The 22,139-nt window shown below is 64.4% G+C and carries 25 protein-coding genes; 19 read left to right on the top strand and 6 right to left on the bottom strand.

Annotation, left to right across the window (positions count from 1 at the left end):
• The 3 genes from Q319_RS0116215 to Q319_RS0116205 form a co-directional block, all read left to right on the top strand.
• On the top strand, nucleotides 1-281 hold a 281-nt coding region (locus tag Q319_RS0116215), incomplete at its 5' end, for an IS66 family transposase (protein WP_029483513.1).
• 214 nt (nucleotides 282-495) lie between these two features.
• A complete protein-coding gene (locus Q319_RS0116210; RefSeq protein WP_029483512.1) occupies nucleotides 496-2,700 on the top strand; it encodes a DUF5682 family protein in 2,205 nt (734 codons plus the stop codon).
• A gap of 64 nt (nucleotides 2,701-2,764) precedes the next feature.
• Nucleotides 2,765-3,970 (top strand): VWA domain-containing protein, encoded by a 1,206-nt coding sequence (locus Q319_RS0116205; protein WP_034415467.1) that lies wholly within the window; start codon nucleotides 2,765-2,767, stop codon nucleotides 3,968-3,970.
• Between the two features lie 10 nt (nucleotides 3,971-3,980).
• Here Q319_RS0116205 and Q319_RS0116200 read toward each other — a convergent pair whose 3' ends face one another.
• Nucleotides 3,981-4,964 (bottom strand): hypothetical protein, encoded by a 984-nt coding sequence (locus Q319_RS0116200; RefSeq protein ID WP_156039401.1) that lies wholly within the window; start codon nucleotides 4,962-4,964, stop codon nucleotides 3,981-3,983.
• A gap of 425 nt (nucleotides 4,965-5,389) precedes the next feature.
• Between Q319_RS0116200 and infA the strand changes: the two genes are divergently transcribed.
• The 8 genes from infA (at nucleotide 5,390) to Q319_RS0116165 (ending at nucleotide 9,553) form a co-directional block, all read left to right on the top strand.
• The gene (gene infA, locus Q319_RS0116195) at nucleotides 5,390-5,632 is read left to right on the top strand and encodes a translation initiation factor IF-1 (protein WP_029483509.1); all 243 of its coding nucleotides are present in this window, start codon (nucleotides 5,390-5,392) and stop codon (nucleotides 5,630-5,632) included.
• Between the two features lie 97 nt (nucleotides 5,633-5,729).
• Nucleotides 5,730-5,846, top strand: a complete 117-nt coding sequence (rpmJ, locus tag Q319_RS26350) for a 50S ribosomal protein L36 (RefSeq protein ID WP_029476433.1) — start codon at nucleotides 5,730-5,732, stop codon at nucleotides 5,844-5,846.
• Nucleotides 5,846-6,226: a 30S ribosomal protein S13 gene (rpsM, locus tag Q319_RS0116190; RefSeq protein WP_029483508.1), complete on the top strand. Its 381-nt coding sequence runs from the start codon at nucleotides 5,846-5,848 to the stop codon at nucleotides 6,224-6,226. Before rpmJ ends, rpsM begins: the two co-directional genes overlap by 1 nt.
• Before the next feature lie 3 nt (nucleotides 6,227-6,229).
• Nucleotides 6,230-6,625, top strand: a complete 396-nt coding sequence (gene rpsK, locus Q319_RS0116185; protein ID WP_029476431.1) for a 30S ribosomal protein S11 — start codon at nucleotides 6,230-6,232, stop codon at nucleotides 6,623-6,625.
• Between the two features lie 171 nt (nucleotides 6,626-6,796).
• Nucleotides 6,797-7,417 carry a 30S ribosomal protein S4 gene (gene rpsD / locus Q319_RS0116180; RefSeq protein WP_029483507.1) on the top strand — a complete coding sequence of 207 codons (621 nt, stop codon included), beginning with the start codon at nucleotides 6,797-6,799 and terminating at the stop codon, nucleotides 7,415-7,417.
• 10 nt (nucleotides 7,418-7,427) lie between these two features.
• On the top strand, nucleotides 7,428-8,444 hold the full coding sequence (locus Q319_RS0116175; RefSeq protein WP_029483506.1) for a DNA-directed RNA polymerase subunit alpha: 1,017 nt from the start codon (nucleotides 7,428-7,430) through the stop codon (nucleotides 8,442-8,444).
• A 50-nt stretch (nucleotides 8,445-8,494) separates the two neighbouring features.
• A complete protein-coding gene (rplQ, locus tag Q319_RS0116170) occupies nucleotides 8,495-8,845 on the top strand; it encodes a 50S ribosomal protein L17 (RefSeq protein ID WP_029476425.1) in 351 nt (116 codons plus the stop codon).
• A gap of 129 nt (nucleotides 8,846-8,974) precedes the next feature.
• Nucleotides 8,975-9,553 carry an RBBP9/YdeN family alpha/beta hydrolase gene (locus Q319_RS0116165; protein ID WP_029483505.1) on the top strand — a complete coding sequence of 193 codons (579 nt, stop codon included), beginning with the start codon at nucleotides 8,975-8,977 and terminating at the stop codon, nucleotides 9,551-9,553.
• A 65-nt stretch (nucleotides 9,554-9,618) separates the two neighbouring features.
• On the opposite strand, the gene trxA is transcribed toward Q319_RS0116165, so the two are convergent.
• Nucleotides 9,619-9,978 carry a thioredoxin gene (gene trxA / locus Q319_RS0116160; protein WP_034415464.1) on the bottom strand — a complete coding sequence of 120 codons (360 nt, stop codon included), beginning with the start codon at nucleotides 9,976-9,978 and terminating at the stop codon, nucleotides 9,619-9,621.
• 116 nt (nucleotides 9,979-10,094) lie between these two features.
• Here trxA and Q319_RS0116155 point away from each other — a divergent pair, with 116 nt between their 5' ends.
• The 6 genes from Q319_RS0116155 to Q319_RS0116130 all read left to right on the top strand — a co-directional run bounded on the left by Q319_RS0116155 (nucleotide 10,095) and on the right by Q319_RS0116130 (nucleotide 15,975).
• Entirely contained in the window at nucleotides 10,095-10,430 is a 336-nt protein-coding gene (locus tag Q319_RS0116155; RefSeq protein WP_029483503.1) for a DUF309 domain-containing protein, read from the top strand.
• A 96-nt stretch (nucleotides 10,431-10,526) separates the two neighbouring features.
• On the top strand, nucleotides 10,527-11,141 hold the full coding sequence (locus Q319_RS0116150) for a LabA-like NYN domain-containing protein (RefSeq protein WP_029483502.1): 615 nt from the start codon (nucleotides 10,527-10,529) through the stop codon (nucleotides 11,139-11,141).
• Nucleotides 11,131-12,186, top strand: coding sequence for a phosphate acyltransferase PlsX (plsX, locus tag Q319_RS0116145; RefSeq protein WP_029483501.1), 1,056 nt, complete (start codon nucleotides 11,131-11,133; stop codon nucleotides 12,184-12,186). Before Q319_RS0116150 ends, plsX begins: the two co-directional genes overlap by 11 nt.
• 188 nt (nucleotides 12,187-12,374) lie before the next feature.
• Entirely contained in the window at nucleotides 12,375-14,087 is a 1,713-nt protein-coding gene (locus tag Q319_RS0116140; RefSeq protein ID WP_051655477.1) for a circularly permuted type 2 ATP-grasp protein, read from the top strand.
• A complete protein-coding gene (locus Q319_RS0116135) occupies nucleotides 14,087-15,043 on the top strand; it encodes an alpha-E domain-containing protein (RefSeq protein WP_029483499.1) in 957 nt (318 codons plus the stop codon). Before Q319_RS0116140 ends, Q319_RS0116135 begins: the two co-directional genes overlap by 1 nt.
• A 107-nt stretch (nucleotides 15,044-15,150) precedes the next feature.
• Nucleotides 15,151-15,975 (top strand): transglutaminase family protein, encoded by an 825-nt coding sequence (locus tag Q319_RS0116130; protein WP_029483498.1) that lies wholly within the window; start codon nucleotides 15,151-15,153, stop codon nucleotides 15,973-15,975.
• Between the two features lie 64 nt (nucleotides 15,976-16,039).
• Here the strand turns inward: Q319_RS0116130 and Q319_RS0116125 are convergent, their stop codons facing one another.
• Nucleotides 16,040-16,606, bottom strand: a complete 567-nt coding sequence (locus Q319_RS0116125; RefSeq protein ID WP_029483497.1) for a YIP1 family protein — start codon at nucleotides 16,604-16,606, stop codon at nucleotides 16,040-16,042.
• 135 nt (nucleotides 16,607-16,741) lie between these two features.
• Between Q319_RS0116125 and Q319_RS0116120 the strand changes: the two genes are divergently transcribed.
• The gene (locus tag Q319_RS0116120) at nucleotides 16,742-17,545 is read left to right on the top strand and encodes an SDR family NAD(P)-dependent oxidoreductase (protein WP_029483496.1); all 804 of its coding nucleotides are present in this window, start codon (nucleotides 16,742-16,744) and stop codon (nucleotides 17,543-17,545) included.
• A 79-nt stretch (nucleotides 17,546-17,624) separates the two neighbouring features.
• Complete coding sequence (gene era, locus Q319_RS0116115) at nucleotides 17,625-18,620, top strand: GTPase Era (RefSeq protein ID WP_081846101.1); 996 nt, start codon at nucleotides 17,625-17,627, stop codon at nucleotides 18,618-18,620.
• Between the two features lie 137 nt (nucleotides 18,621-18,757).
• Here era and recA read toward each other — a convergent pair whose 3' ends face one another.
• Genes recA through Q319_RS0116100 form a run of 3 tightly spaced genes read right to left on the bottom strand, consistent with a single transcriptional unit; the run spans nucleotide 18,758 to nucleotide 21,965 of the window.
• Nucleotides 18,758-19,849, bottom strand: coding sequence for a recombinase RecA (gene recA / locus Q319_RS0116110; protein WP_029483494.1), 1,092 nt, complete (start codon nucleotides 19,847-19,849; stop codon nucleotides 18,758-18,760).
• Nucleotides 19,846-20,763 (bottom strand): RNA 2',3'-cyclic phosphodiesterase, encoded by a 918-nt coding sequence (gene thpR, locus Q319_RS25690; protein ID WP_051655476.1) that lies wholly within the window; start codon nucleotides 20,761-20,763, stop codon nucleotides 19,846-19,848. Before thpR ends, recA begins: the two co-directional genes overlap by 4 nt.
• Nucleotides 20,760-21,965 carry a CinA family nicotinamide mononucleotide deamidase-related protein gene (locus Q319_RS0116100; RefSeq protein ID WP_029483492.1) on the bottom strand — a complete coding sequence of 402 codons (1,206 nt, stop codon included), beginning with the start codon at nucleotides 21,963-21,965 and terminating at the stop codon, nucleotides 20,760-20,762. Before Q319_RS0116100 ends, thpR begins: the two co-directional genes overlap by 4 nt.
• Nucleotides 21,966-22,139 lie beyond the last annotated feature (174 nt).

The raw sequence follows: 22,139 nt of genomic DNA, 5'->3' as shown, positions 1-22,139 counted from the left end.
GCCGGAATTTGGCCTTGCGGTGTCAGAAGCACCGAGATGCGGTGCTTCTGTTTCTCGAACGGGACGACGTTCCCTTCGACAACAACCAGGCGGAACGGGATATTCGGATGTTCTGTATCAAGCGCAAAGTGTCAGGTGGGTTTCGGTCTCTGACTGGTGGAGCGGCGTTCTGCCGGATTCGCAGCTATATCTCCACACTTCGCAAGCAGGGCATACATGTCTGGCAGGGCCTCGTGAGTGTATTTCGCGGTGACATCCTCATGCCCGACTTCTCGCGCTGAGTAGTTACCACTTTTGAAGTCATATGGCTTTGTTGTTTGCGATGGTGGGAGGTATACTTTGCCTATTCCCAGCTTAAAAACCCACGGATTACCCTTTTTACTGGATAGAAATTCCCTACCCTATAAAATAGCCGTTCTCAAAAATGAAATATTTAGGCATACTAATGAGACGTTAGATGATCTACTCCGATCTGTCGGGGTAGAAGTACTTTAAATGTCGGCGTCTAACCTCTCTGTTTTCCCCATTCGTCACCACGGCCCCGGCTCGGCGCGTTCGCTGGCGGGGGCGTTGGAGGCCCTGAAACCCGACATCGTGCTGGTGGAAGGCCCGGCGGATGCAGATTCTGTGTTGCCCTTTCTGGCGCAGAAGGACTTCAAGCCGCCCGTGGCGCTGCTGGGCTATGTGAACGACGATCCGGCCCGTGCGTCGTTCTGGCCTTTCGCCGTCTTCAGCCCGGAGTTTGTGGCGTTCCAGTGGGCGGTGCGGCTGAATGTTCCTGCCCGTTTCATGGACCTGCCCGCCAGCGCGACACTGGGGTTTGAGCGCGAGGACGAGACTGAATCTGACCTCCATTCTGACCCGCTACGTGTGCTGGCCGAGGCCGCCGGATACAGCGATTTTGAACGCTGGTGGGAAACCCTGGTGGAGGCCAGAGGCGACGACACCGATGTATTCGCGGCGGTGCTGGAAGTGATGGCGGCGGTGCGGGCGGATGCTCCTGCCGCAATGGGGCGCGAGGCCCAGCGCGAAGCCCACATTCGCCAGACCATTCGCGCCGCGCAGAAGGAGGGGTTCGGGAACATTGCCGTCGTCTGCGGAGCGTGGCACGCCCCCGCGCTGGCAGACCCGATGGCTTACCCGGTCAAGGAAGACGCGGCGCTGCTCAAAGGTTTGCCCAAAGCGAAAGTGACGCTGACCTGGGTGCCGTGGACGCACGGACGGCTGTCCATGCACAGCGGCTACGGCGCGGGCGTGCGCTCGCCGGGGTATTACCACCACCTGTTCACCACGCCTGAACACGTCACCGAACGCTGGTTCGCGCGGGCGGCGCGGCTGCTGCGCGGCGAGAAACTGGAGGCCAGCAGTGCCAGCGTGATCGAGGCCACCCGACTGGCGAACACCCTGGCTGGACTGCGTGGCCGCGCCCTCCCCGGCCTGGACGAGCTGAACGAGGCGGCATTGAGCGTCTTCGGCTGGGACAGCAATTTGCCGCTGCGCCTGATTGAGCGTCAATTGATCGTGGGTGAAGCGCTGGGCGAGGTGCCGTCCGACACCCCCACCGTGCCGCTGGCGCAGGATCTGGCCCGTCAGCAGAAGAAACTTCGCCTGAAGGTTCAGCCCGAACAACTCGAACTGACGCTGGATCTGCGCCAGGACAACGATCTGGCCCGCAGCGCCCTGTTTCACCGCCTGAACCTGCTGGGCATTCCCTGGGCGCAGGAGCGGTTTGCCAGCGGACGCGGCACCTTCAAGGAAGCCTGGGCGCTGGCGTGGCAACCCGAATTCAGCGTCCGGCTGGTGCAGGCCAGCCGTTATGGGCAAACGGTGGCGGACGCGGCAGGCGCACAGGCGGTGGAAGCGGCCCGCACAGGAACGTCTCTTTCCGAGTTGACCACGCTACTGGAAGCGGTACGTTACGCTGATTTACCTGACGCCCTGCCCGCCGCGCTGGACGCACTGGATGCCCGTGCGGCGGTGGGGGCGGATGTGGCCGACTTACTTTTTGCGCTGGCCCCACTGGCCCGATTGGCCCGGTACGGCGACGTGCGTGGGCGCGATACAGAGTCCAAGGGGACCGATGAGGCCCCCGCCCGCGTGTTCCGCACCCTGCTCACGCGCGCCTGTGTGGGCCTGCCCACTGCCGCCATCGGGCTGGCCGAAGACGCGGCCCAGAGCCTGCAACGCGCTGTGGATGCCGGAGACGCCAGCGTGCGCCTGCTGGACGAGGCGGATGCGCTGGCCGAGTGGCGGGCCGCCCTGCTGCGTCTGGCAGACCGAGCTGAAGCCCACCCGCTGCTGGCCGGGGACGCCGTGCGAAGGTTGCGTGACAGCGGCGAACTGGCAAGCGCAGAGGTCGAGCGCCGCGTCTCACTGGCCCTGGGTGCAGACCGTCCCGGCGACGTAACCGCGTGGCTGGACGGCTTCCTGGGCCACAGCGCCGCGCTGCTGCTGCACGATTCGGCCTTGCTGGCCCTGCTGGACGGTTGGCTGGCGGGTCTGGAAGATCAAGCCTTTCAGGAAGCCCTGCCCCTGCTGCGCCGCGTCTTTGCCCGTTACGAAAAGCCCGAACGCCGCGCAATTGGAGAGGCGTTGCGTGGTGGCGGGCCGGACAGGGGAGAGGCCGTGACGCAACTGGACGAGGAACGGGCCATGCGTGTGGTTCCGGTGGTGCTTCGGCTGCTGGGCGTGCGCGAATGAATCCCGATCTTTTCTCGCCTCTTGAGGAGGACCGGCCACGCAGCGGGCCAGGGGGTTCACGGAAATGAGCGATTCAACCCGGTCAACACACGCTACCCCCGAACGCCTCCGCCGCTGGCGACTGGTCCTGGGCGGGGGCGAAGCCGATGGCTTCAGCGCTGGTGAGGGGGGGCAGGAGATCAGTCTCTCCATCGAAGATAAACGCATGGACGATGCTCTAGGCGGCCTCTATGACGCGCCAACGGGTTCCCGGCGTGGCGGTCTGGGGGCCAGCGCGCCGAAGGTGGCCCGCTGGCTGGCCGACTTGCGCGAATTCTTCCCCTCAGACGTGGTACGCGTGATGCAGGAAGACGCCATCGAGCGCCTGAACCTGACGCAACTGCTATTCGAGCCGGAGATGCTGGAGAACGTCGAGGCCGACGTGAATCTGGTGGGCACACTGCTGACCTTGAAGGGCGTGATGCCGGCCAAAGCCAAGGACGCCGCCCGCGCCGTGGTCCGCAAGGTGGTGGATGACCTGACCAAACGCCTGGAAGAACCTACCCGCGCCGCCGTCACGGGCAGCCTGAATCGCGCCCAGCGCAACTTCCGCCCACGTGGCCCGGAGATCGACTGGAACGCCACCATCCGTGCCAACCTGGGGTCCTACCTGCCCGAGAAGCGAACCATCATCCCGGAACGATTGATCGGCTATGGGCGCAAACGCCGCAGCCTGCGCGACATCGTGCTGTGTCTGGACCAGTCGGGCAGCATGGCCAGCAGCGTGGTCTACGCGGGCGTCTTCGGCGCGGTGCTGGCCAGCCTGCCCGCCGTCAGCACCCGCGTGGTGGTCTTCGACACCGAAGTCGCCGATCTCTCCGAGAACCTGAGTGATCCGGTGGATGTCCTCTACGGCATCCAGTTGGGCGGCGGCACCGATATCAACCGCGCTTTGGCCTATTGCCAGGGCATCATCCAGCGCCCCGAACAGACCATCCTGGTGCTGATCAGCGATCTCTACGAGGGCGGTAACGAGCGCGAGATGCTGGCCCGCGCTCGTACCCTCAAGGACAGCGGCGTGAACGTGATCGCGCTGCTAGCCCTATCGGATGACGGCGCACCCAGTTACGATCACGGCGTCGCGCGGGCCTTCGCGGGCCTGGGCATTCCGTCCTTCGCCTGCACCCCCGATCATTTCCCCGGCCTGATGGCGGCGGCCATGCGCGGCGACGATGTGGCGGCGTGGGCCGGAACACAGGGCATCGTGACCAGGGGCGGGGCGGCGGGCTAGGGGAGTGGGGTCAGTCCAGATCGGCCTCCCAGCCGTCCAGCGTTGCCCTGACTCTGGCAGCAGGAAAATCGGCCCTGAGAGTCGCGGTCTGAATCTGCCACCGTCCGCCCACAATGCTGGGTTCAGGAACGCTGGCGATACTTAAGGCCGTTGGATTGAGAAGATCGGCTCCTTCGGCCAGGGCCTGAGCAGCCAGGACTTCCAGTCGTCCGTCATTCACCTCCACAGCCACGTAGCGCGTGTGCAACACCTGCCCGTCTGGCAACGCGTGAAGGTTCAGCGGATCGAAGCCCACCACCCGCAACTTGCTGCCGCTCAACCTCAATCTTTTGCCAGGCAGGGCCTCGAATTGCCGCCTCAAATGCTCCAGCCTGAGCGTGTGCGCCTGTGCAGCATGGGCGGCTGCTTCTGCAAGGGCTGGGGTGATCTCTGATGTCCGATCTGACGCGCCGAGCTGGGCGGCCAGAATGCTGTCCAGCGGCGTTCCTGACATCACCTCCGCCTGCCAGTCCTCCCCGCTGCGTGCCAGCAGAAAAGCCAGGGCCGCGCCACTGAAATACGCCCATGGTCTGATCCCCAGACTGACGGCGGCCAGCGGGTCGAGGAGAGGAAGTCCCTTTAGAAACTGGCTCTCGATGAACTGCGCCAATCCTTCCAGCGTCTCGGCACGCTGTTCGTACTCCCGCTGCCGGGCGGAGAGTAGCCCGTGTCTGACCGCACGCCACGCCAGAGCTTTCGCGGCGTCGCCCTGCCAGTCGGTTTTGCTCAAGGCGGCCCCCAGGCAGGCCGTTTCTTCTGCGCGGGCGTGCAGGACCCCTGCGTCGCCTGCCGGATAGGTCAGCGCGTCCAGCTCGTTGGCCTCCCAGGCAGGCGAGGGATGGGCGGCCTGCCAGACATGAAACGCCTCGTGGATCACGAGGGAGGCCAGCCGCTCAGCCGAGATTGTTCCCAGGCTGGAGAGCAGAATGCCCGCTGCTGTGGTTCCGTCTGGCAACCTCACCGCCGTATTCGCCACCAATGCTGGATGTCGCCCCCGCCAGCGCCAGCCAGATGAACTGGCCTCCCAGCCAGGCGTTGCAGGCGTCGCTCCGTTGAGCCAGGTGTCGTTTCCATCGAAAACCAGTGTCTGAATCGTCGCTGGGACAAATCCTGGCCAGAGGTCTTTTGAGGCACGCTGAACAAGCGTCAACGCCTGGATGAGCTGGTCAGGAGGCACAGCCTCATTTTCCGGCCTGAAGCTGTGGGGCGAAGCTGCGCCTCTCACTTGAAAAGCTCATGTCCCGAATAGCCGAACGACGGTCTCCACCGTCCCCTCATCCTCTCAAAAGATTGTCGTTGCGTCTTGTCTGCCTGCCCGCACGCGTGATACCTTTACGTTTGGCTTGTATTGGGCCTGGAGGTTGCGTGGCGAGACGAAGAATGCCGGAACAGCGGGAAAAGAAGAAGAAGGAAGAGTCCGATACCGTACGCGCCGAGGGCGTGGTGACAGAGGCACTGCCCAACACCACCTTTCGCGTAAAGCTGGATACGGGACACGATCTCCTGGCTTACATCAGCGGAAAGATGCGGATTCACTACATCCGCATCCTGCCTGGTGACCGTGTGGTTCTGGAAATCAGCCCGTACGACACGTCGCGCGGGCGCATCGTCTACCGCCGCTGACCGGATCAGGACTGAGGCACACCACAGATTCCCACTTGCAGACAGTGGGTGGGGGTCGAGCGCTGCTAATGCACAGCAGGCGGCGCGAGGAGGAAGCATGAAAGTTCGCAGCAGTGTCAAGAAAATGTGCGACGGCTGCAAGGTGATTCGCCGTCACGGACGGGTGCTGATCATTTGCAGCAAGGAAGTCAAGCACAAGCAGAGGCAAGGCTGATGGCCCGCGTTGCAGGCGTCGATCTGCCCCGCGAGAAGCGCATTGAAATCGCGCTGACCTACATCTACGGCATTGGCCTGACCCGCAGCAAGGAAGTGCTGGCGCGCACCGGGATCAGCCCCGATACCCGCGTCAAGAACCTCTCGGAAGCGGACCAGTCCACCCTGCGTGAAGCCGTCGAGAAGACCTACAAGGTTGAAGGCGATCTGCGCTCCGAAGTCGGTCAGAACATCAAGCGTCTGATGGACATCGGTGCGTACCGTGGCCTGCGCCACCGCCGTGGGCTGCCCGTGCGCGGTCAGCGCACCAAGACCAACGCCCGCACCCGCAAGGGACCGCGCAAGACTGTGGCTGGTAAGAAAAAGGCCGCGAGGAAGTAAGCCATGGCGAAATCTACCAAGGGCAAGACCCCGCGCCGCGCCCGGCGCAACATCAGCGCTGGCCGCGCTTACGTGCATGCCAGCTACAACAACACGATTGTGACCATCACCGATCTGGACGGCAACTCTGTCGCCTGGAGCAGTGGCGGGACCATCGGCTACAAGGGCAGCAAGAAGGGCACGCCCTACGCTGCCCAGCTCGCCGCCGCCGACGCCGTGAAGAAGGCCCAACAGACCTTCGGCATGAACATCGTCGACGTGGTGGTGCGGGGCAGCGGCTCGGGCCGCGAACAGGCCATCCGCGCCATTCAGGCCAGCGGCATTGAAGTGAAGTCCATCATGGACGACACCCCCGTGCCTCACAACGGCTGCCGCCCCAAGAAAAAGTTCCGCGCTTAGTGTTTTTTAGAAGAGTGCTGAACTAGAGTTTTCGCGCGCGCCCACCTGTCCCGCCGCCGCTGTTTCCTTTTGGGGAAATGAAAGCTGCAACCACCAGCAATGGCGGCGGGTAAGCAGAGGGCCGCAGACCCGGCAGGGCATCGTTCCTGACCGCACCAAGGAGATCAATCAATGGGTCGTTACCGTGGATCAATTACTAAACTGAGTCGCCGTGAGGGCATCAACCTCGCGGAAACAGAGAAAGTCCAGAAATATTTGGACAAGCGCCCCTACCCGCCGGGCCAGCACGGCCAGCGCCGTGGCCGTGGTCGCCCCAGCGATTACAGCGTGCGTCTGCGTGAAAAGCAGAAGCTGTCGCGTCTGTACGGTATGGGCGAAAAACAGTTCCGCAACCTCTTTACCGAAGCCTCCGAAGTTCCCGGCGTGACCGGCACCGTGTTCCTGCAACTGCTGGAGCGCCGCCTGGACAACGTCGTGTTCCGCATGGGCTTTGCCAGCACCCGCCGTCAGGCCCGGCAGTTTGTCGGCCACGGTCACATTCTCGTGAACGGCCAGAAGGTCGACGTCCCGAGCTACCGCGTCAAGATCGGCGATGAAATCGTCGTGGCCGAAGGCAGCCGCTCGATGGGCTTTATCCAGGAAAACATGGAAGCGCAGAAGCGCCGCCGCGTGGCCCCCTGGGTAGAACTGAACCCCGAAACCTTCACCGGCACCTTCGCCCGCCTCCCGGCGCGTGAAGATCTGGCGCTGCCGATCAACGAGAACTTCATCATCGAGTACTACTCGCGTTAACGGAGGACCCATGGATCAAAAGCGCCCTCAACTCAAAGCCCGCGTGGACGGCGATTACGGCGAATTCGTCCTGGAACCGCTCACGCGCGGTTACGGCGTCACCATCGGGAACCCCATCCGGCGCATCCTGATGTCCTCGATCCCCGGCACGGCTGTTACCAGCGTGTACATCGAAGACGTGTTGCACGAATTTTCCACCATTCCTGGAGTCAAAGAGGACGTCATTCAGATGATCCTCAACCTCAAGGAACTGGTCGTGAAATTCCATGCTCCCGGTCCCAAGACCCTGACCCTGCGCGCGCAGGGCGAGGGTGTGGTCAAGGCCAGCGCCTTTGAGGTGCCCAGTGACGCCGAGATCGTCAATCCCGATCTGGTGATCGCCACCCTGGCCGAGGACGGCAAGCTGGTCATGGAAGTGCGCGTGGAAGAAGGCGAGGGCTACGTTCCCGCCGACAAGCACGCCACCAAGGACCGCATCAACTCCATTCCGGTGGACGCGGTGTTCTCCCCGGTGCGCCGCGTGGCTTACCACGTCGAGAACACCCGCGTGGGACAGCAGACCGATCTGGACCGCTTGATCCTTCGCGTCTGGACCGACGGCAGCACTGGCCCGCAGGACACCCTGGACAAGGCGGTGGAGATTCTGCGTGAAGAGCTGAACGTGTTCGGCAACGTGGAAAACCTGCCCGCCCTGACCCCGGAGTTTACCCAGCAGCCGGTGTACACCCCCAGCGCCCCCGTGATGCCGCAGACCGGCGTGTACGATCTGCCCCCCACCAGCCCCACGACGTTGAATCTGAACCCCGGCGATTACCCTGCCGAGATGGATTCGCCGCGTGTCACGCTGGAAGGGCTGGGTCTGACCACCCGCGTGCTGCATTCCCTCAAGGAAGAAGGCATCGACAGCGTGGACGCGTTGTGCGCGCTGAGTGACCGTGACCTGAAGAAGGTTCCCGGCATCGGCGAGCGCAGCCTGGACGAGATCAAGCAGCAGTTGGCCCAGTTCGGGCTTGCTCTGCGCGACTAAACCACTTTCCGGCCCTGTACTCTGGGGCCGCGTTTTGAAGGAGAACACCCATGCGCCACGGTAAAGCCGGACGCAAGCTCAACCGCAACAGCAGTGCCCGCACCGCCCTGGCCCGTGCCCAGGCGACGGCACTGCTGCGCGAGGGCCGCATCCAGACGACCCTCACGAAGGCCAAAGAGCTGCGCCCCTACGTCGAGAAACTGATCACCACCGCCAAGGGCGGCGACCTGCACGCCCGCCGTCTGGTGGCCCGCGACATCCACGACAACGACGTTGTCCGCAAGATGATGGATGAAGTGGCCCCCAAGTACGCCGAGCGTCCCGGCGGTTACACCCGCATCCTGCGCATCGGCACCCGCCGGGGCGACGGCGTGACGATGGCCCTGATCGAACTGGTCTGAGCTAGACCTTTTTTGAATGCCCCCTGCCTTGTGCGGGGGGTTTTTGCTGTGGGGTATTTTGATCCTGCCAGCGGACCCAGGAGATGTTCAATCTCACGGTCTCTCTCCTCGCCTGCTACCCTTTGCCCCATGACCCCCACCCTGATCATCGTGCCTGGACTGGGCGACAGCGGGCCGCAGCACTGGCAGACGCTGTGGCAGCACAAATTCGGTGCCGAACGCGTGCGCCAGGACGCCCCGGAAAATCCCCTACCAGAAGTCTGGGCCGCCCGGCTGCATGAGGTGATCGAGGCCACACCGGGGCAACTGGTGCTGGTGGCCCACTCGGCAGGGGTGGCGACGGTGGCCCACTGGGCGCGGCTTTCCGGCGGTGGGGATATGGAGAGGGTGCGCGGCGCGTTGCTGGTGGCTCCCGCCGATCCAGAACAGCCGGGCATGGCTGAGTTGCACCCCCAGCTTCTCGCGCTGGCCCCGTTACCCCTGGATGAATGGCCCTTTCCTGCGCTGCTGGTCTACAGCGAGAACGATCCGTATTGCACGCCGGAACGTGCCGAGGCGATGGCCGAAGCCTGGGGCGCGGCTGCGGTCTCGGCGGGCGAGGCAGGGCATATCAATGCCGAGAGCGGGCATGGCGAGTGGCCGGACGGCGAGATCCTGCTCAGTGAGGTGCTGCACGCCTGGACGCCGCCGGATGTGGTGCGGTTCTGAGAAAGCTTGCAGGACAGTAAAAAAGCCACCCCATCGTGCGGGTGGCCTTTTTCTGAATGCGGAGTTTAGTTGGCGCTGACGGTGCTGCTGTCGTTGCTGGCCGCCGCCGTGCTGATGTGCTTATCGAGCAGGGTTTCAAAGGCCCGCTTGGGCTGCGCGCCCACCACGCCTTCCACGGGCTGCCCATCCTTGAACAGGATCAGCGTGGGAATGCTCATCACGCGGAACTGGCCCTGGGTCACGGGATTTTCGTCCACGTTGACCTTGCCGATCTTGACGCGGCCCTCGTACTGTCCGGCCAGTTCCTCGATCACGGGGGCGATGATGCGGCAGGGGCCACACCACGGTGCCCAGAAGTCCACCAGGGTCAGTCCGCTGGCAATTTCGTCAGTAAAATTAGTATCCGTCAGTTCCAAAGGCTTCATGGAAACAACTATACGCCCCGTGCCCCGCGCGTGGATTGGGCGGGCATGGGCACGAGCTTAGGCGTCATTCATGCGTGGTGGGGGCGGTTGCAATGTGGGCGGGTTAGGGTGGGGCCATGTTTAGCGCTGCCGATCAGCAGACCTTCGGGAAAGGTGCGGCCCTGTTCAACTTGGGCCAGTGGTGGGAGGCGCACGAAGCCTGGGAGGAACTGTGGCTGGAGGCTGGCGGCCAGGAACGCGCCTTCCTGCAAGCATTGATCCTGCTGGCGGCGGCCCTGCACAAGCGCTGGCACCACGGCAGCCTGACCGGGCGCAATTTCCACAAGGCGGTCAAATACCTGGATACCCTGCCGGATCAATACGGCGGCGTGGATCTGGTCCGGCTGCGCGCGGAGGTCTGGGAGGCGCTCCACACGCCGGATATGTTTCCCCAGGTGCCCCCCAGCGGGTGAAGGCTCTGTCTGCCTCTCGTCCGCTATCCTGCCGGGATGCCCCTGCGATCTGCCGGGGTAGAGAATTTAAAGGATCGGGAGACGGATTTTATGGATATGAACGCACCACGGATTGCACTTTTTATTGACGGGGCCAATGTCTACTCGGCGGCCAAGCGGCTGGGATGGAATTTCGATCACCGCAAGATTCTGGACCACTTTGCCGCGCAGGGCACCCTCTACAACGCCTTTTACTACACCGCTGTGCCCCTGCCCATTGACGACAAGCAGCGCCGTTTTACCGACGCGCTGACCTACATGGGCTACACCGTCCGCACCCGCCCCCTGCGGGAGAGTACCGACGACAACGGCGACACCTCCCGCCGCGCCAGCCTGGACATCGAGATCGTCACGGACCTGCTGACCACCACGAATCTGTACGACACCGCCGTGCTGCTGACCGGAGACGGCGATTTCGAGCGCCCGGTGGAGGTGTTGCGGGCACGGGGCAAACGCGTGATCGTCGCCAGCATCCCCGAGATGACCAGTTACGAACTGCGCAACGCCGCCGATCTGTACGTGGACCTGGGTGACCTGCGCGCCCAGATCGAGCGTCCCGGCTACCGCCTGCCCAGCGAGGGGCGGGGGGAACAGCGCAGCCCGGACACGAAGGCGGCAGAGGGGCGTCCCTTCTACATGACCGCCGCGCTGGCCGAAAACGATGAGCGCTGAAGCCGGGGCAGCGGCGGGCAGCCTGCCCATTGCGCTGGACGCGGCGGGCGGGGACCACGGCGCGGTGCCCAATGTGGAGGGCGCGGTTCTGGCGGCGCGGGCGGGGGTGAGTGTGCTGCTGGTGGGTGAGCGGGTGGCCCTGCACGCCGAACTGGGCAAGTTTCCGGGCAGCGCGGCCCTGCCGCTGGAAATCGTGGACGCCAGCGACGTGATCGGCATGGACGAACACGCCAGCGATGTCCGCAGCCGCACCGGGGCCAGCATCAACATCTGCACCCGGCTGGTCAAGGAGGGCCGGGCCGCCGCCGCCGTCAGCATGGGGCACAGCGGCGCGACGATGGCCTCGGCGCTGCTGACCTTCGGGCGCATCAAGGGGGTGGAACGCCCGGCCATCCTGACCCACCTGCCCGCGCGCGGCGGCATGACCACGCTGCTGGACGCCGGGGCCAACGCGGACGTGAAGGCCAGCTACTACGCCCAGTGGGCACGGCTGGCCACCGTGTACCTGAAGGTGCTGGAGGATCAGGACAACCCCACCGTGGGCCTGCTCTCGATTGGCGAGGAGGACCACAAGGGCAGCGCGCTGGTCATCGAGGCCCACGCCCTGTTGCGCGGGCTGCACGGCCAGGGCATCAAGTTCCACGGCAACGTGGAGGGCCGCGACATCTTCCTGGGAACCACCGATATCGTCGTGACCGACGGCTTTACCGGCAACGTGGTCCTCAAGCTGGCCGAGGGTGAGGCGAAAGTCATGTTCGGCTGGATCCGGGACGCCCTGAACAGTGGCCTGAAAAGCAAGCTGGGCGGCCTGCTGGTGCGCGGTTCGCTGCGTGGGCTGGCTGACCGGATGGACCCCAGCACCTACGGGGCCAGCATCCTGATTGGGGTGAAGGGCCTAGCCTTCATCGGGCATGGGGGGGCCAATGCCACTGCCGTCAAGAACGCGCTGCTGCGTGCCGCCCGCGCCCACGAGGGCAGGTTGTTGCCCCGCCTGGAAGTGGCCTTCGGGGAGGGGGCCGCGCCACTGACCGGAACCGAGGGGTAGGGGAGAGGCCCGCCTTCAGAAAACGCGCCCTGGACCTAGCCAGCGCGCGCTTCTTCTTCTCCGGTTGGCCCGCGCTGCGCCGCACCTTGCCGCATCTTAAGGAGTTCGCCTAGCCACACTGCCTTCCCGGTCCTGCCGAGCCGCTATTCTGCGGGCATTCACCAGCACGACACAAGGGGGACAGGCGCATGAAATATGAGCCAGGCGAGAGCTTTTTTGACGAGATGTTCACGGCGGGCGGGCAGGTGCGTCCGCACTATCAGGGATTGCAGGAATATATCGATTCTCTGGGTGTCACTGAATTTCAGCGGCGGCACGGCATGCTGGATCTGGCCTTCCGCAACCAGGGCATCACCTTTACCGTTTACGGCGACTCCAAGGGCACCGAGCGGACTTTCCCCTTCGATCCGGTTCCGCGCGTCATTCCGGCCTCCGAGTGGGCGCATGTGGAAGCTGGACTGACGCAGCGCGTCAAGGCACTCAACCTCTTCCTGAACGATATTTACGGCGACGCACAGATTCTTAACGACAACGTCGTCCCCAGTGAACTGGTCTACACCTCGGCCCATTTCCGGCGCGAGGTACACGGCGTCACGCCGCCCGGCGGACTGTACACCCACATCGTCGGCAGTGATCTGATCCGTGACGAGAAGGGCGAGTATCTGGTGCTGGAAGACAACCTGCGCTCGCCCAGCGGCGTGTCGTATCTGCTGTCCAACCGCGACGCCATGCGCCGCATCTACCCCAAGATGTTCGAGGGCCAGGGTGTGCGTTCGGTGCAGCATTACGCCACCTCGCTGCTGACGCTGCTGCAATCGGTCAGTCCGCGCGACAACGGCACGGTTGTTGTTTTAACCCCCGGCATGTACAACAGCGCGTACTTTGAACACGCTTACCTCGCGCAGCAGATGGGTGTGGAACTCGTCGAGGGCCGGGACCTGTTCGTGGACGCGGGCCGGGTCTGGATGCGCACCACGGGCGGGCGGCAGCAGGTGGACGTGATCTACCGCCGCATCGACGACGATTTCATCGATCCGCTGGCCTTCCGCCGCGACAGTTCCCTGGGCGTGGCCGGGCTGATCGAGGTCTATCGCCAGGGCCGCGTGGCCATCGCCAACGCGGTGGGAACCGGGGTGGCCGACGATAAAGCCGTTTACGCCTACGTGCCCGACATGATCAAGTATTACCTGAACGAGGAACCGCTGCTGAACAACGTCCCCACCTTCCTGGGCAGCGAGCCGGATCACCTGGAACACATCCTGGCGAACGCCGCCAACATGGTCATCAAGGCCGTGGGCGAGGCGGGCGGCTACGGCATGTTGATCGGCCCCGCGTCTACCGAGGAGGAAGTGGCGGAATTCCTGGTCAAGGTCAAGGACAATCCGCGCGATTTTATCGGTCAGCCGGTGGTGGGCCTGTCGCGCCACCCGACGTTCTACCCCGACAGCGCCGAATTCGAGGGCGCGCACATCGACCTGCGCCCCTACATCCTGTGCGGCAAGGACGAGGTCACCATCGTGCCCGGCGGCCTGACCCGCGTGGCGCTGCGGCGCGGCAGTCTGGTGGTCAATTCCTCGCAGGGCGGCGGCAGCAAGGACACCTGGGTGCTGGACCACGACGGCCCGGTGACGCCACAGGGCCAGAGCCAGATGATGCACGGCGACGGCCAGAGCCAGAGTCAATCTCAGTCCCAGACTATTGGCGGTTCAGAGGCTCAGTCGCAGACCCAATCCCAGACCCAGTCTCCATCCCCAACTCAATCCGAGCCTCAGCCCGAGAGTTCGCCGGGCGGGCATTCGTATCAGCAGGAACTGGAGAAAGACGTTCTTGAGGACGCCACTCTGGAAGACACGGTGCCGGAAGACGCCGCGCCGGAAGGCCCCGCCGGGGAGGACAAATAATGCTGCTCTTATCCCGACTGGCCGAGAACCTGTTCTGGATCGGACGTTACGTGGAGCGCGCCGAGAACACCGCCCGCCTGCTGAACGTCAACTATTACGCGGGCCTGGAAATCTCGGGCCGCGCCCGCGAGTACTGGACGCCGCTGCTGGAACTTACGGGGGGCGAGGCGCAACTGCGCGCCAAGTACGGACGCCTGGACGCGCGCAGCGTCAGCTCGTGGATGGCCTTTGACCGCGACAATCCCTCCAGCATCGCCAGCAGCCTGGCCCGCGCCCGCGAGAATGCCCGTGGCCTGCGTGACCGCCTGCCCAGCGAGATGTGGGAATCGCTGAACCGCTCTTACCTGACGCTGTGCTTCGAGAATGTGGACGTGCTGGACCGCGATGGCCTGTTCGAATACTGCACTGCCGCGCGCGATGCTTCGCAGTTCTTCTTCGGGATCGCGTTTGCCACCCTGCCGCGCGACGAGGGCTGGTCGTTCATGCGCGCCGGGCAGATGCTGGAACGCGGCGACAACAGCCTGCGCGTGCTGCAAAGCCGTTTCAAGGATGCCGACGCGCTGGCCGCACGCGGCGATCCGGCGGGCCGCGCTTTGCAGGACCAGCGCTGGGTCAGCACCCTCAAGGGGGCCAGCGCCAACGAGGCGTACCGCAAGCGCGTGCAGACCGGGATCACCCCCAGGGGTGTAACTGAGTTCCTGCTGCTGGACGAGTATTTTCCGCGCAGCGCCCGTTACAGCGCCATGAATCTCAGCGAGGCGCTGGAGCAGATCGACCGCCATCACCCCGGCGCACACCCGGAAATTCTGCGGCTGTCGCGCTGGCTGGTGGCCCGGCTGCAATACGCCCGCGTCAATGACGTCCTGGACAGGGAGGACCCCGGCATCGAGACGTTGCTGGAGGACTTCAACCGGGTCGGCGCGGCCATCACCTCGGCCTATTTCGAGGAGGAATGAGGCGGCCCCTGCGGTTCCCGTTTCCCGATTCGTCTGCCCTGCGCCGCATCCTGTCTCCCGTGGCATGTCAGACTGCCCGGCAGAACCGCTAGAGGGTTCCCCCACTTATGCGTTGCGAAATCCGGCACACCACCGAGTACCACTACCCCAAGCCCGCCTGGAACTCCTTTAACCAGGTCAGGCTGCATCCTTCTAACGAGACGCGCCAGAGCGTGCGGCTGTTCCATCTGAACGTGACCCCCGACGCTGAGATCACCTCGCACAAGGACTACTTCGGGGCCATCGTCCACCACGTCCATGCCCACGAACACCACCGCCACCTGCTGATCGAGGCGCAGGCGATTGTGGACACGCATCCCGTCACGCTGCCCATTTCCACGCCGTTCAGCGAGCTGCGGCCCGAGCGTGGGCGCAACTCCGAATTTCTGGTTCCCAGTCCGCGCGTTCCCAGCGGCAAGTGGCCGGAGCTGTTCGGCGTCGCCCGCCCCGGCCCCGGCGACGACCTGCCTGGATTTCTGCTGGAGCTGACGGGTTACCTGCGCCGCCGCTTTACCTACGATCCGGGGGCCACCGACGTGCGGACCCCACTGGCCGAGTTCGCCCTGAGTGGGCATGGCGTGTGCCAGGACTTTACCCACGCCATGCTGGGCATTACCCGGCAATTGGGGATTCCGGCCCGCTACGTCAGCGGCTACCTGTACAGCGGCGGCGAGATGCGCGGCGCGGAAGCCACCCACGCCTGGGTGGAGTGCCTGATTCCCGGTTACGGCTGGCTGGGCTATGACCCCACCAACGACTGTCTGGCGCTGGAAAAACACATCAAGATCGGGCACGGGCGCGAGTACAGCGACGTGTCCCCGGTGCGCGGCACGTACTTTGGCGGCGGCCAGGGCAAGCTGGATGTGGCGGTGCATGTCTACGCCGATCAGTAAAGCGTTGTAGACCGCAGAAAGGGGCGAGGTCATTTCGACTTCGCCCCTTTCTGTTGTCCCTGTTCTAGAACAGGGCGAGCAGCACGGCTCCCACCGCGAAGTTGGCGATCCCGGCCAGCACCAGCGTGGCAATCGCGGGCACCTGTTCACGCAGGTTCATGCTGCTCTGAACGGCCAGATAGCCGAAGTAAATCATGGCCAGGCTGATCACGAACGACACCAGCCACCCCAGGATGGGAATGATGCCGATGATGGTCCCGATGATGCTCAGGGGCACGAAGAACAGCGCGAAGGTATAGGCCACTTCCGGGTAGGTGCCGGTGCCCTTGAACAGGCTGCCGCCGATCAGGTAGACAGCCCCGGTGAAGATCAGAAACTGTACGGGAATGGTGATCAGGCGCGAGAACAGTTGCCCGAAGAAGGTCACGTCCGAGTGGAAGAACGAGAACAGGGCGGCGATCAGGGCCGAGACGACGGCGGCCACCATCACGTAGATGAACGCACTCTGGAGGCCGCCGCGCTTCTCATAGCGCTCGAAGGTCGCCACGCTGGGCTGGGTAACGACGGCGGTACTCTGCGCGAACATGTCCTGAAGACTGACTTCGGGGCCGGAATTGGTGGGGCTTCTCATGCCCTACAGTACGCGTCCGGTGTCATGCGCGTTGCCTTTATAAAACCTTTATTTTCCGCCCTTTCAGCGTCTATCCTGCGCGTAAGGGTTCCCTGGGATGTGGCGTCACCCGCTCCCGCCCCCTACGCTGGAGGCATGATCACCCCGATATCCACCGCCCTGATCACCGGGGCCAGCAGCGGCATCGGCGAGGCGATAGCCCGGCAACTGGCCGCCCACGGCGCGAACCTGATTCTGGTGGCCCGTAGTGAGCGCAGGCTTCAGGCGCTGGCCGCCGAACTCTCGCAGCAATATGGGGTGATGGCCACCGTGATCGCCGCCGACCTTTCTCAGTCGGGTGCGGGCAGGAAGCTTCAGCAGGAGACCGAGGCACGCGGCCTTCAGGTGGACCTGCTGGTCAACAACGCCGGATTTGGCGGCTTCAGCGAATTTGCCCGGCAGGACCCGCAGGAAATCAGCGAGATGATCGCGGTGAACGTCACGGCCCTGACCGATCTGACGCGCCTTTTTCTGCCCGCCATGCTGGAGCGTGGGCGGGGCCGGGTGCTGAACGTTGCCAGCACGGCGGGCTTCATTCCCGGTCCCCTGATGGCGGTGTATTACGCCACCAAAGCGTATGTCCTGTCCTTCAGCGAGGCCGTGAACGAGGAGTTGCGGGGCACCGGCCTGAGCGTCACGGCGCTGTGCCCCGGCCCGGTGGACACCGGCTTTCAGGACGCGGCTACGCTGAACGAGAGCAAATTGATGACCGGCGTGACCCGGCTGGCCATGCTGGATGTGGAGACGGTGGCCCGCATCGGGGTGGAGGCCATGCTGCGCGGTCAGGGGGTGGCGGTGGCCGGACTCGCCAACAAGGTGCAGGTGTCGGCCTTCCGGCTGCTGCCGCGCGCCGCCGCCGCCCGGATCATTGCGGGCGTGCAGGCGCGGCGGGAGGAGTAACCCGCCTCCATTCGTCTGCCGCGTCTGTCCCAGCCTCGACTTCCTTTTGCCCGCGCTCCGGCGTGAGACAATGCACCCGATGACTGATTCTTTCTTTCCACCCGATCCAGTCGAGGACGGCCCGAACGCTGCCTCGCACGATGCCACCTCTCCCAGCTTTGCCGGAACCAGCCCCGAGGGTGAACAGACCTACTCCGGGTTCGTGGCGATTGTCGGCAAGCCCAACGTGGGCAAAAGCACGCTGCTCAATTCGTTCCTGAACACCAAAGTCGCGCCCACCAGCCCGCGTCCGCAGACCACCCGGCGCGGCGTGCGCGGGATCTACACCACCGACACGCAGCAGATCGTTTTCGTGGATACCCCCGGCCTGCACAAAGCGAAAGACGCGCTGGGCAAGTACATGAACCACGAGGTCCACAGCGCCCTGAGCGACGTGGACGCCATTCTGTGGGTGGTGGACCTGCGCCACCCGCCCGGCGACGAGGACCGACTGGTGGCCCGCCAGATTCGTGATCTGCCCAAGCCGCTGTTCATGGTGGGCAACAAGCTGGACGTCTCCAAGTACCCGGAAGAGGCCATGAAGCTCTACCGCGCTTTGCTGGAAGGCCGCACCGCCCAGACTGGCGAGATTGCCCTGAGCGCGCAGAACCAGCCCGAGGCGGTGGCCACCCTGCGCGAGCAGATTCTGGAAGTGCTGCCCGAAAACCCCTTCTTTTACCCGCGCGGCGCGGCCAGTGACCAGACCCGCGAGATGTGGGCTTCCGAGATCATCCGCGAGGAAGCCATGAAGAAGCTGCGCGACGAGCTGCCCTACGCGGTGGCCACCCGCGTCAACCGCTGGACCGAGCGCGAGGACGGCCTGCAACGCATCGAGGGCGAGATCATTGTGGAAAAGAACGCCCACAAGGGCATGGTCATCGGCGCAGGCGGCAAGCAACTGCGCGAGATCGGTCAAGCGGCCCGCAAGCAACTGGAAATCTTCCTGAACCGCAAGGTCTTTCTGGGTCTGGAAGTCATCGTGATCAACGGCTGGCGCGAGGACCCCGAGGCTTTGCGGGAGCTTGGCTACGAGTAACCGCCGCCTGAACTCCTGCCCAGTGTGGGAGAGGGATCACGGCGCAAGCTCAAAACCCGACGCATGACAAGCTCTGCCCACCAGCACAAAAGACGCCCCGGCCAAATTTAAGGCCGGGGCGTTCTTGTCTTTCCCTCTTATTCCGCCAGAGCGGTAATTTTCTGCTCGACGGGTGGCGCGGGCTTCTCGGACGCACCCCCACTCTTGATGCTGGCCATCACGCGGTCACGGATCTGCTGCTCCATGTCGGGGCGCTCGGCGATATAGGCAATCGCTTTTTCCTTGCCCTGGCCGATGCGCTCGTCGCCGTAGCTGTAAAAGCTGCCTGCCTTTTTAACGATGTCCATGTCGGCGGCCAGCCCCACCAGATCGGACAGTTGATCAAAGCCCTTGCCGAAGACCAGTGCCAGTTCCACTTCCTTGAAGGGCGCAGCCACCTTGTTCTTGACGGTCTTGATCTTGACCGTGTTCGCCACGGCGTCGTTGCCCACCTTGATGGGCTGGCCGATCTTGCGGACGTCCAGACGCACGGTGGAATAGAACTTCAGCGCGCGGCCCCCGGTGGTGGTCTCGGGGTTGCCGTACATCACGCCGATCTTCTCGCGCACCTGATTGATGAAGATGGCGGCGGTGCCCGTCTTGGACAGGATCGCGGTCAGCTTGCGCAGTGCCTGGCTCATCAGACGGGCCTGGAGGCCGGGCAGGCTGTCGCCCATCTCGCCTTCAATTTCGGCGCGGGGGGTCAGGGCGGCCACGCTGTCCACCACCACGACGTCGATTGCGCCGGAACGCACCAGCAATTCCATGATTTCCAGCGCCTGCTCGCCGTTGTCGGGCTGCGAGACCAGCAGTTCATCGGTGTTGCAGCCCAGCGCGCGGGCATACACCGGGTCAAGCGCGTGTTCGGCGTCGATAAACGCGCACGTTCCCCCGGCTTTCTGCGCCTGCGCCACGATGCTCAGGGCCAGCGTGGTCTTGCCGCCCGCTTCCGGGCCGTAGATCTCGGTGACGCGCCCGCGCGGAATGCCGCCCACGCCCAGCGCGAGGTCCAGCGACAGGCTGCCGGTGGAAATCACCTGAATGTCCAGCTTGCTCTCCGCGCCCAGCTTCATGATGCTGCCCTTGCCGAACGCCTTCTCGATCTGGCTCATGGCCGTTTCAATGGCCTTCTGGCGTTCCTTGCTGTCGCTGGGGGCGGCGCTGATTTCCTTCGGATTCTCTTTGCTCATGATGGCTCCTGTGTCTCTGTTTGCTGTGTGGGAGAGGGTGAATTGTCGGTGGCAGGTTGAGGTAAGGGTGTTTCGTTCGGGGTTGGTACGGGCGGATTTTCTGCCTGAAAGCGGAAGGTGCTGACCTGCTCATAGATCGGCCCCGTCTTCTGAAGGTGGGACCGCTGCAAGGTTGCCCCGCCCGCTTTCCAGCCCAGTTCAAAATTCATGGGCGGCACGCGCGGCGCGGGTCCTTTGCGGCGGGCCAGGGTGATGTGGGCCTTGAAGCCCATGTCCTCGGTTTCTATGCCCAGTTCCTGCACCCCGGCACGCAGGGCGGCGGCCAGTTCGTCCAGTCCCTCGGCCTCCACCTTGACGAACCACACGCGCGGGCTACCCTCGTTGGGAAAGTAGCCGGTGCCGCGCAATTTGACGTCCATCGGTCCCAGGTTCTCCGTCAGGCGTGCGCCCAGCGCCTTGAGTTCGGCCAGTCGGTCCAGCGGTGCGGACGGCAGATAACATAGCGTGACGTGCATCTGCTCGCGCCCGGTGGTGCGCCAGTTGCCCTTCAGCTTGCGCTGCGCCTCGGAGAGCGGGCCAGTGATGCTGGCGGGAACCTTCAGGGCGTAGAAGAAACGTCCGGTGGTGGGCGTGTGTTCCTCTGGAGCCTGTCTGCCCCGCGTGGCCTGCGTGGATTGACGTTCTGTGCGCTGTCTGAACTCCGCCGATGCGGTCTGCTCCTGCGCTTTGCGGGGCGCGCTGGCTTCGGCCTCGTCCTTCCGGCGCGGCTGGGTCACCCGCCGGACCCCCTGAACCGGGGCGGCAGGCAAATCCGCTTCCGCCCGGATTTTCAAGGCGGCATTCAGATCGGACACACGCGGCTTCTCAGCCTTCTGTTCTACCTTCTGCTTGGTCTGTGATTTTCTGATCTTCATGCCAGCTCCCCGCCTGCTCTGAGTGCCCGGTAAGCCAGTGCCAGCGCGGTCACGGCAGCGCGCTCCCGCATCTGCGCGGCGTCGCCGGGCCAGTTGACGCTGGCGGCCTTGTGGCCCTTCTCGCTGCTGATGGCGGCGTGAACCTGCCCGGCGTTCTCGCCCGTCACGCTGACCACCACCGCCAGCCCAATGTCTGCGCCCAAGTGTTCACGCGCCCCGGCGGCCAGCTCCAGCGCGGCCCCCTCGCTGACCAGTCCGGCGTCGCGCAGGGTCACGGGGGTCAGGCCCAGCGTGATCAGGCGGGCGTGGTCCCCGGTCACGGCGGCGTCCAGAAAGCCCGCCGTATCGGCCAGCAGGCCACACAACGCGCCCGCACTGCCTGCCTCGATCACGCCGAGGCTGCGGCCTGCCAGTCCGTCGCCCAGCGCCCCGGCCAGCGTCTGTCCGTCCTCGCCCCAGGTCCAGCGCGACAGGTGGGCGCGCACCGTTTCCAGCAGCGGGGCCATCAGTTCGCGCGCCCCTGCCTCGGTTTCGGCACTGGCCGCCACGCGCACGTCCACGCCAGTTTTGCGGGCGTAGGTGGCGACGCTGGGATTGGCGTTCTGGGTCAGCCCGGCCAGCAGCTCGGCCACATTGCTCTCGCCGATGCCCTGGGTATGAATGGTGGTGGAAACCAGCGCGTGATCCGGCAGCGGGAGGCGCGGCAGCACCTGCTCACGCCACATCCGGTGCATCTCGCGGGGTGGTCCGGGCAGGGCCACGACGTATTTACCCCCGGTTCGCACGAACCAGCCGGGCGCGGTCCCCACCGGATTAGGCAATGCCTCGGCGCTGGGAATCAGCCACGTCTGCTTGCGGTTCACCTGCGGCATCTCGCGCCCACGGGCAGCGTACAGACCTTCCAGCCACGCCAGCAGTTCAGGGTCTTCACCCGGCGTTTCTCCCAGGGCGTCGGCAATGGATTCGCGGGTCAGGTCATCGTCGGTGGGTCCCAGGCCGCCGCCCAGAATGACCAGATCGGCGCGCGACAGGGCCAGCGTAATGGCCGCACTGACGCGCCCCAGGTTGTCGCCCAACACCGTTTTGCGGTGCAGGATGACGCCCCGTTCGCCCAGTTCGCGTGCCAGAAAGGCGGCGTTGGTGTCCACGATCTCACCAAACAGCAGCTCCGTCCCCACGCTGATAATTTCTGCTAGCAACATAACAACACCGCCGGAGTATAGGCGAAAGCGAAACGAACGTCTAGTCCTGAAGGGGAGTTTGAGAACATCATCAGTGTCAGAACTTAGTTCGACTTTGTCCATTTTGGGAATCAAGCTGCGTAACACAACGCGTCTGACATGCGCTCAAAAACCTGTCGCGGGACTTTTACGATG

It is taken from the genome of Deinococcus marmoris DSM 12784, assembly GCF_000701405.1.
GTDB classification, from domain to species: domain Bacteria; phylum Deinococcota; class Deinococci; order Deinococcales; family Deinococcaceae; genus Deinococcus; species Deinococcus marmoris.
Note: the sequence above shows the minus strand (reverse complement) of the source record. Positions and strands in the feature narration are given on the sequence as shown.

Coding starts and splice junctions, on each gene's coding strand:
- rpsK (WP_029476431.1), top strand. CDS start 6,230: ATGGCGAAATCTACCAAGGGCAAGACCCCGCGCCGCGCCCGGCGCAAC.
- Q319_RS0116100 (WP_029483492.1), bottom strand. CDS start 21,965: ATGTTGCTAGCAGAAATTATCAGCGTGGGGACGGAGCTGCTGTTTGGT.
- rpsM (WP_029483508.1), top strand. CDS start 5,846: ATGGCCCGCGTTGCAGGCGTCGATCTGCCCCGCGAGAAGCGCATTGAA.
- Q319_RS0116210 (WP_029483512.1), top strand. CDS start 496: ATGTCGGCGTCTAACCTCTCTGTTTTCCCCATTCGTCACCACGGCCCC.
- Q319_RS0116120 (WP_029483496.1), top strand. CDS start 16,742: ATGATCACCCCGATATCCACCGCCCTGATCACCGGGGCCAGCAGCGGC.
- plsX (WP_029483501.1), top strand. CDS start 11,131: ATGAGCGCTGAAGCCGGGGCAGCGGCGGGCAGCCTGCCCATTGCGCTG.
- Q319_RS0116140 (WP_051655477.1), top strand. CDS start 12,375: ATGAAATATGAGCCAGGCGAGAGCTTTTTTGACGAGATGTTCACGGCG.
- Q319_RS0116135 (WP_029483499.1), top strand. CDS start 14,087: ATGCTGCTCTTATCCCGACTGGCCGAGAACCTGTTCTGGATCGGACGT.
- rpmJ (WP_029476433.1), top strand. CDS start 5,730: ATGAAAGTTCGCAGCAGTGTCAAGAAAATGTGCGACGGCTGCAAGGTG.
- Q319_RS0116150 (WP_029483502.1), top strand. CDS start 10,527: ATGAACGCACCACGGATTGCACTTTTTATTGACGGGGCCAATGTCTAC.
- Q319_RS0116130 (WP_029483498.1), top strand. CDS start 15,151: ATGCGTTGCGAAATCCGGCACACCACCGAGTACCACTACCCCAAGCCC.
- trxA (WP_034415464.1), bottom strand. CDS start 9,978: ATGAAGCCTTTGGAACTGACGGATACTAATTTTACTGACGAAATTGCC.
- Q319_RS0116175 (WP_029483506.1), top strand. CDS start 7,428: ATGGATCAAAAGCGCCCTCAACTCAAAGCCCGCGTGGACGGCGATTAC.
- Q319_RS0116205 (WP_034415467.1), top strand. CDS start 2,765: ATGAGCGATTCAACCCGGTCAACACACGCTACCCCCGAACGCCTCCGC.
- Q319_RS0116125 (WP_029483497.1), bottom strand. CDS start 16,606: ATGAGAAGCCCCACCAATTCCGGCCCCGAAGTCAGTCTTCAGGACATG.
- rpsD (WP_029483507.1), top strand. CDS start 6,797: ATGGGTCGTTACCGTGGATCAATTACTAAACTGAGTCGCCGTGAGGGC.
- thpR (WP_051655476.1), bottom strand. CDS start 20,763: ATGAAGATCAGAAAATCACAGACCAAGCAGAAGGTAGAACAGAAGGCT.
- era (WP_081846101.1), top strand. CDS start 17,625: ATGACTGATTCTTTCTTTCCACCCGATCCAGTCGAGGACGGCCCGAAC.
- Q319_RS0116165 (WP_029483505.1), top strand. CDS start 8,975: ATGACCCCCACCCTGATCATCGTGCCTGGACTGGGCGACAGCGGGCCG.
- rplQ (WP_029476425.1), top strand. CDS start 8,495: ATGCGCCACGGTAAAGCCGGACGCAAGCTCAACCGCAACAGCAGTGCC.
- Q319_RS0116155 (WP_029483503.1), top strand. CDS start 10,095: ATGTTTAGCGCTGCCGATCAGCAGACCTTCGGGAAAGGTGCGGCCCTG.
- infA (WP_029483509.1), top strand. CDS start 5,390: ATGCCGGAACAGCGGGAAAAGAAGAAGAAGGAAGAGTCCGATACCGTA.
- recA (WP_029483494.1), bottom strand. CDS start 19,849: ATGAGCAAAGAGAATCCGAAGGAAATCAGCGCCGCCCCCAGCGACAGC.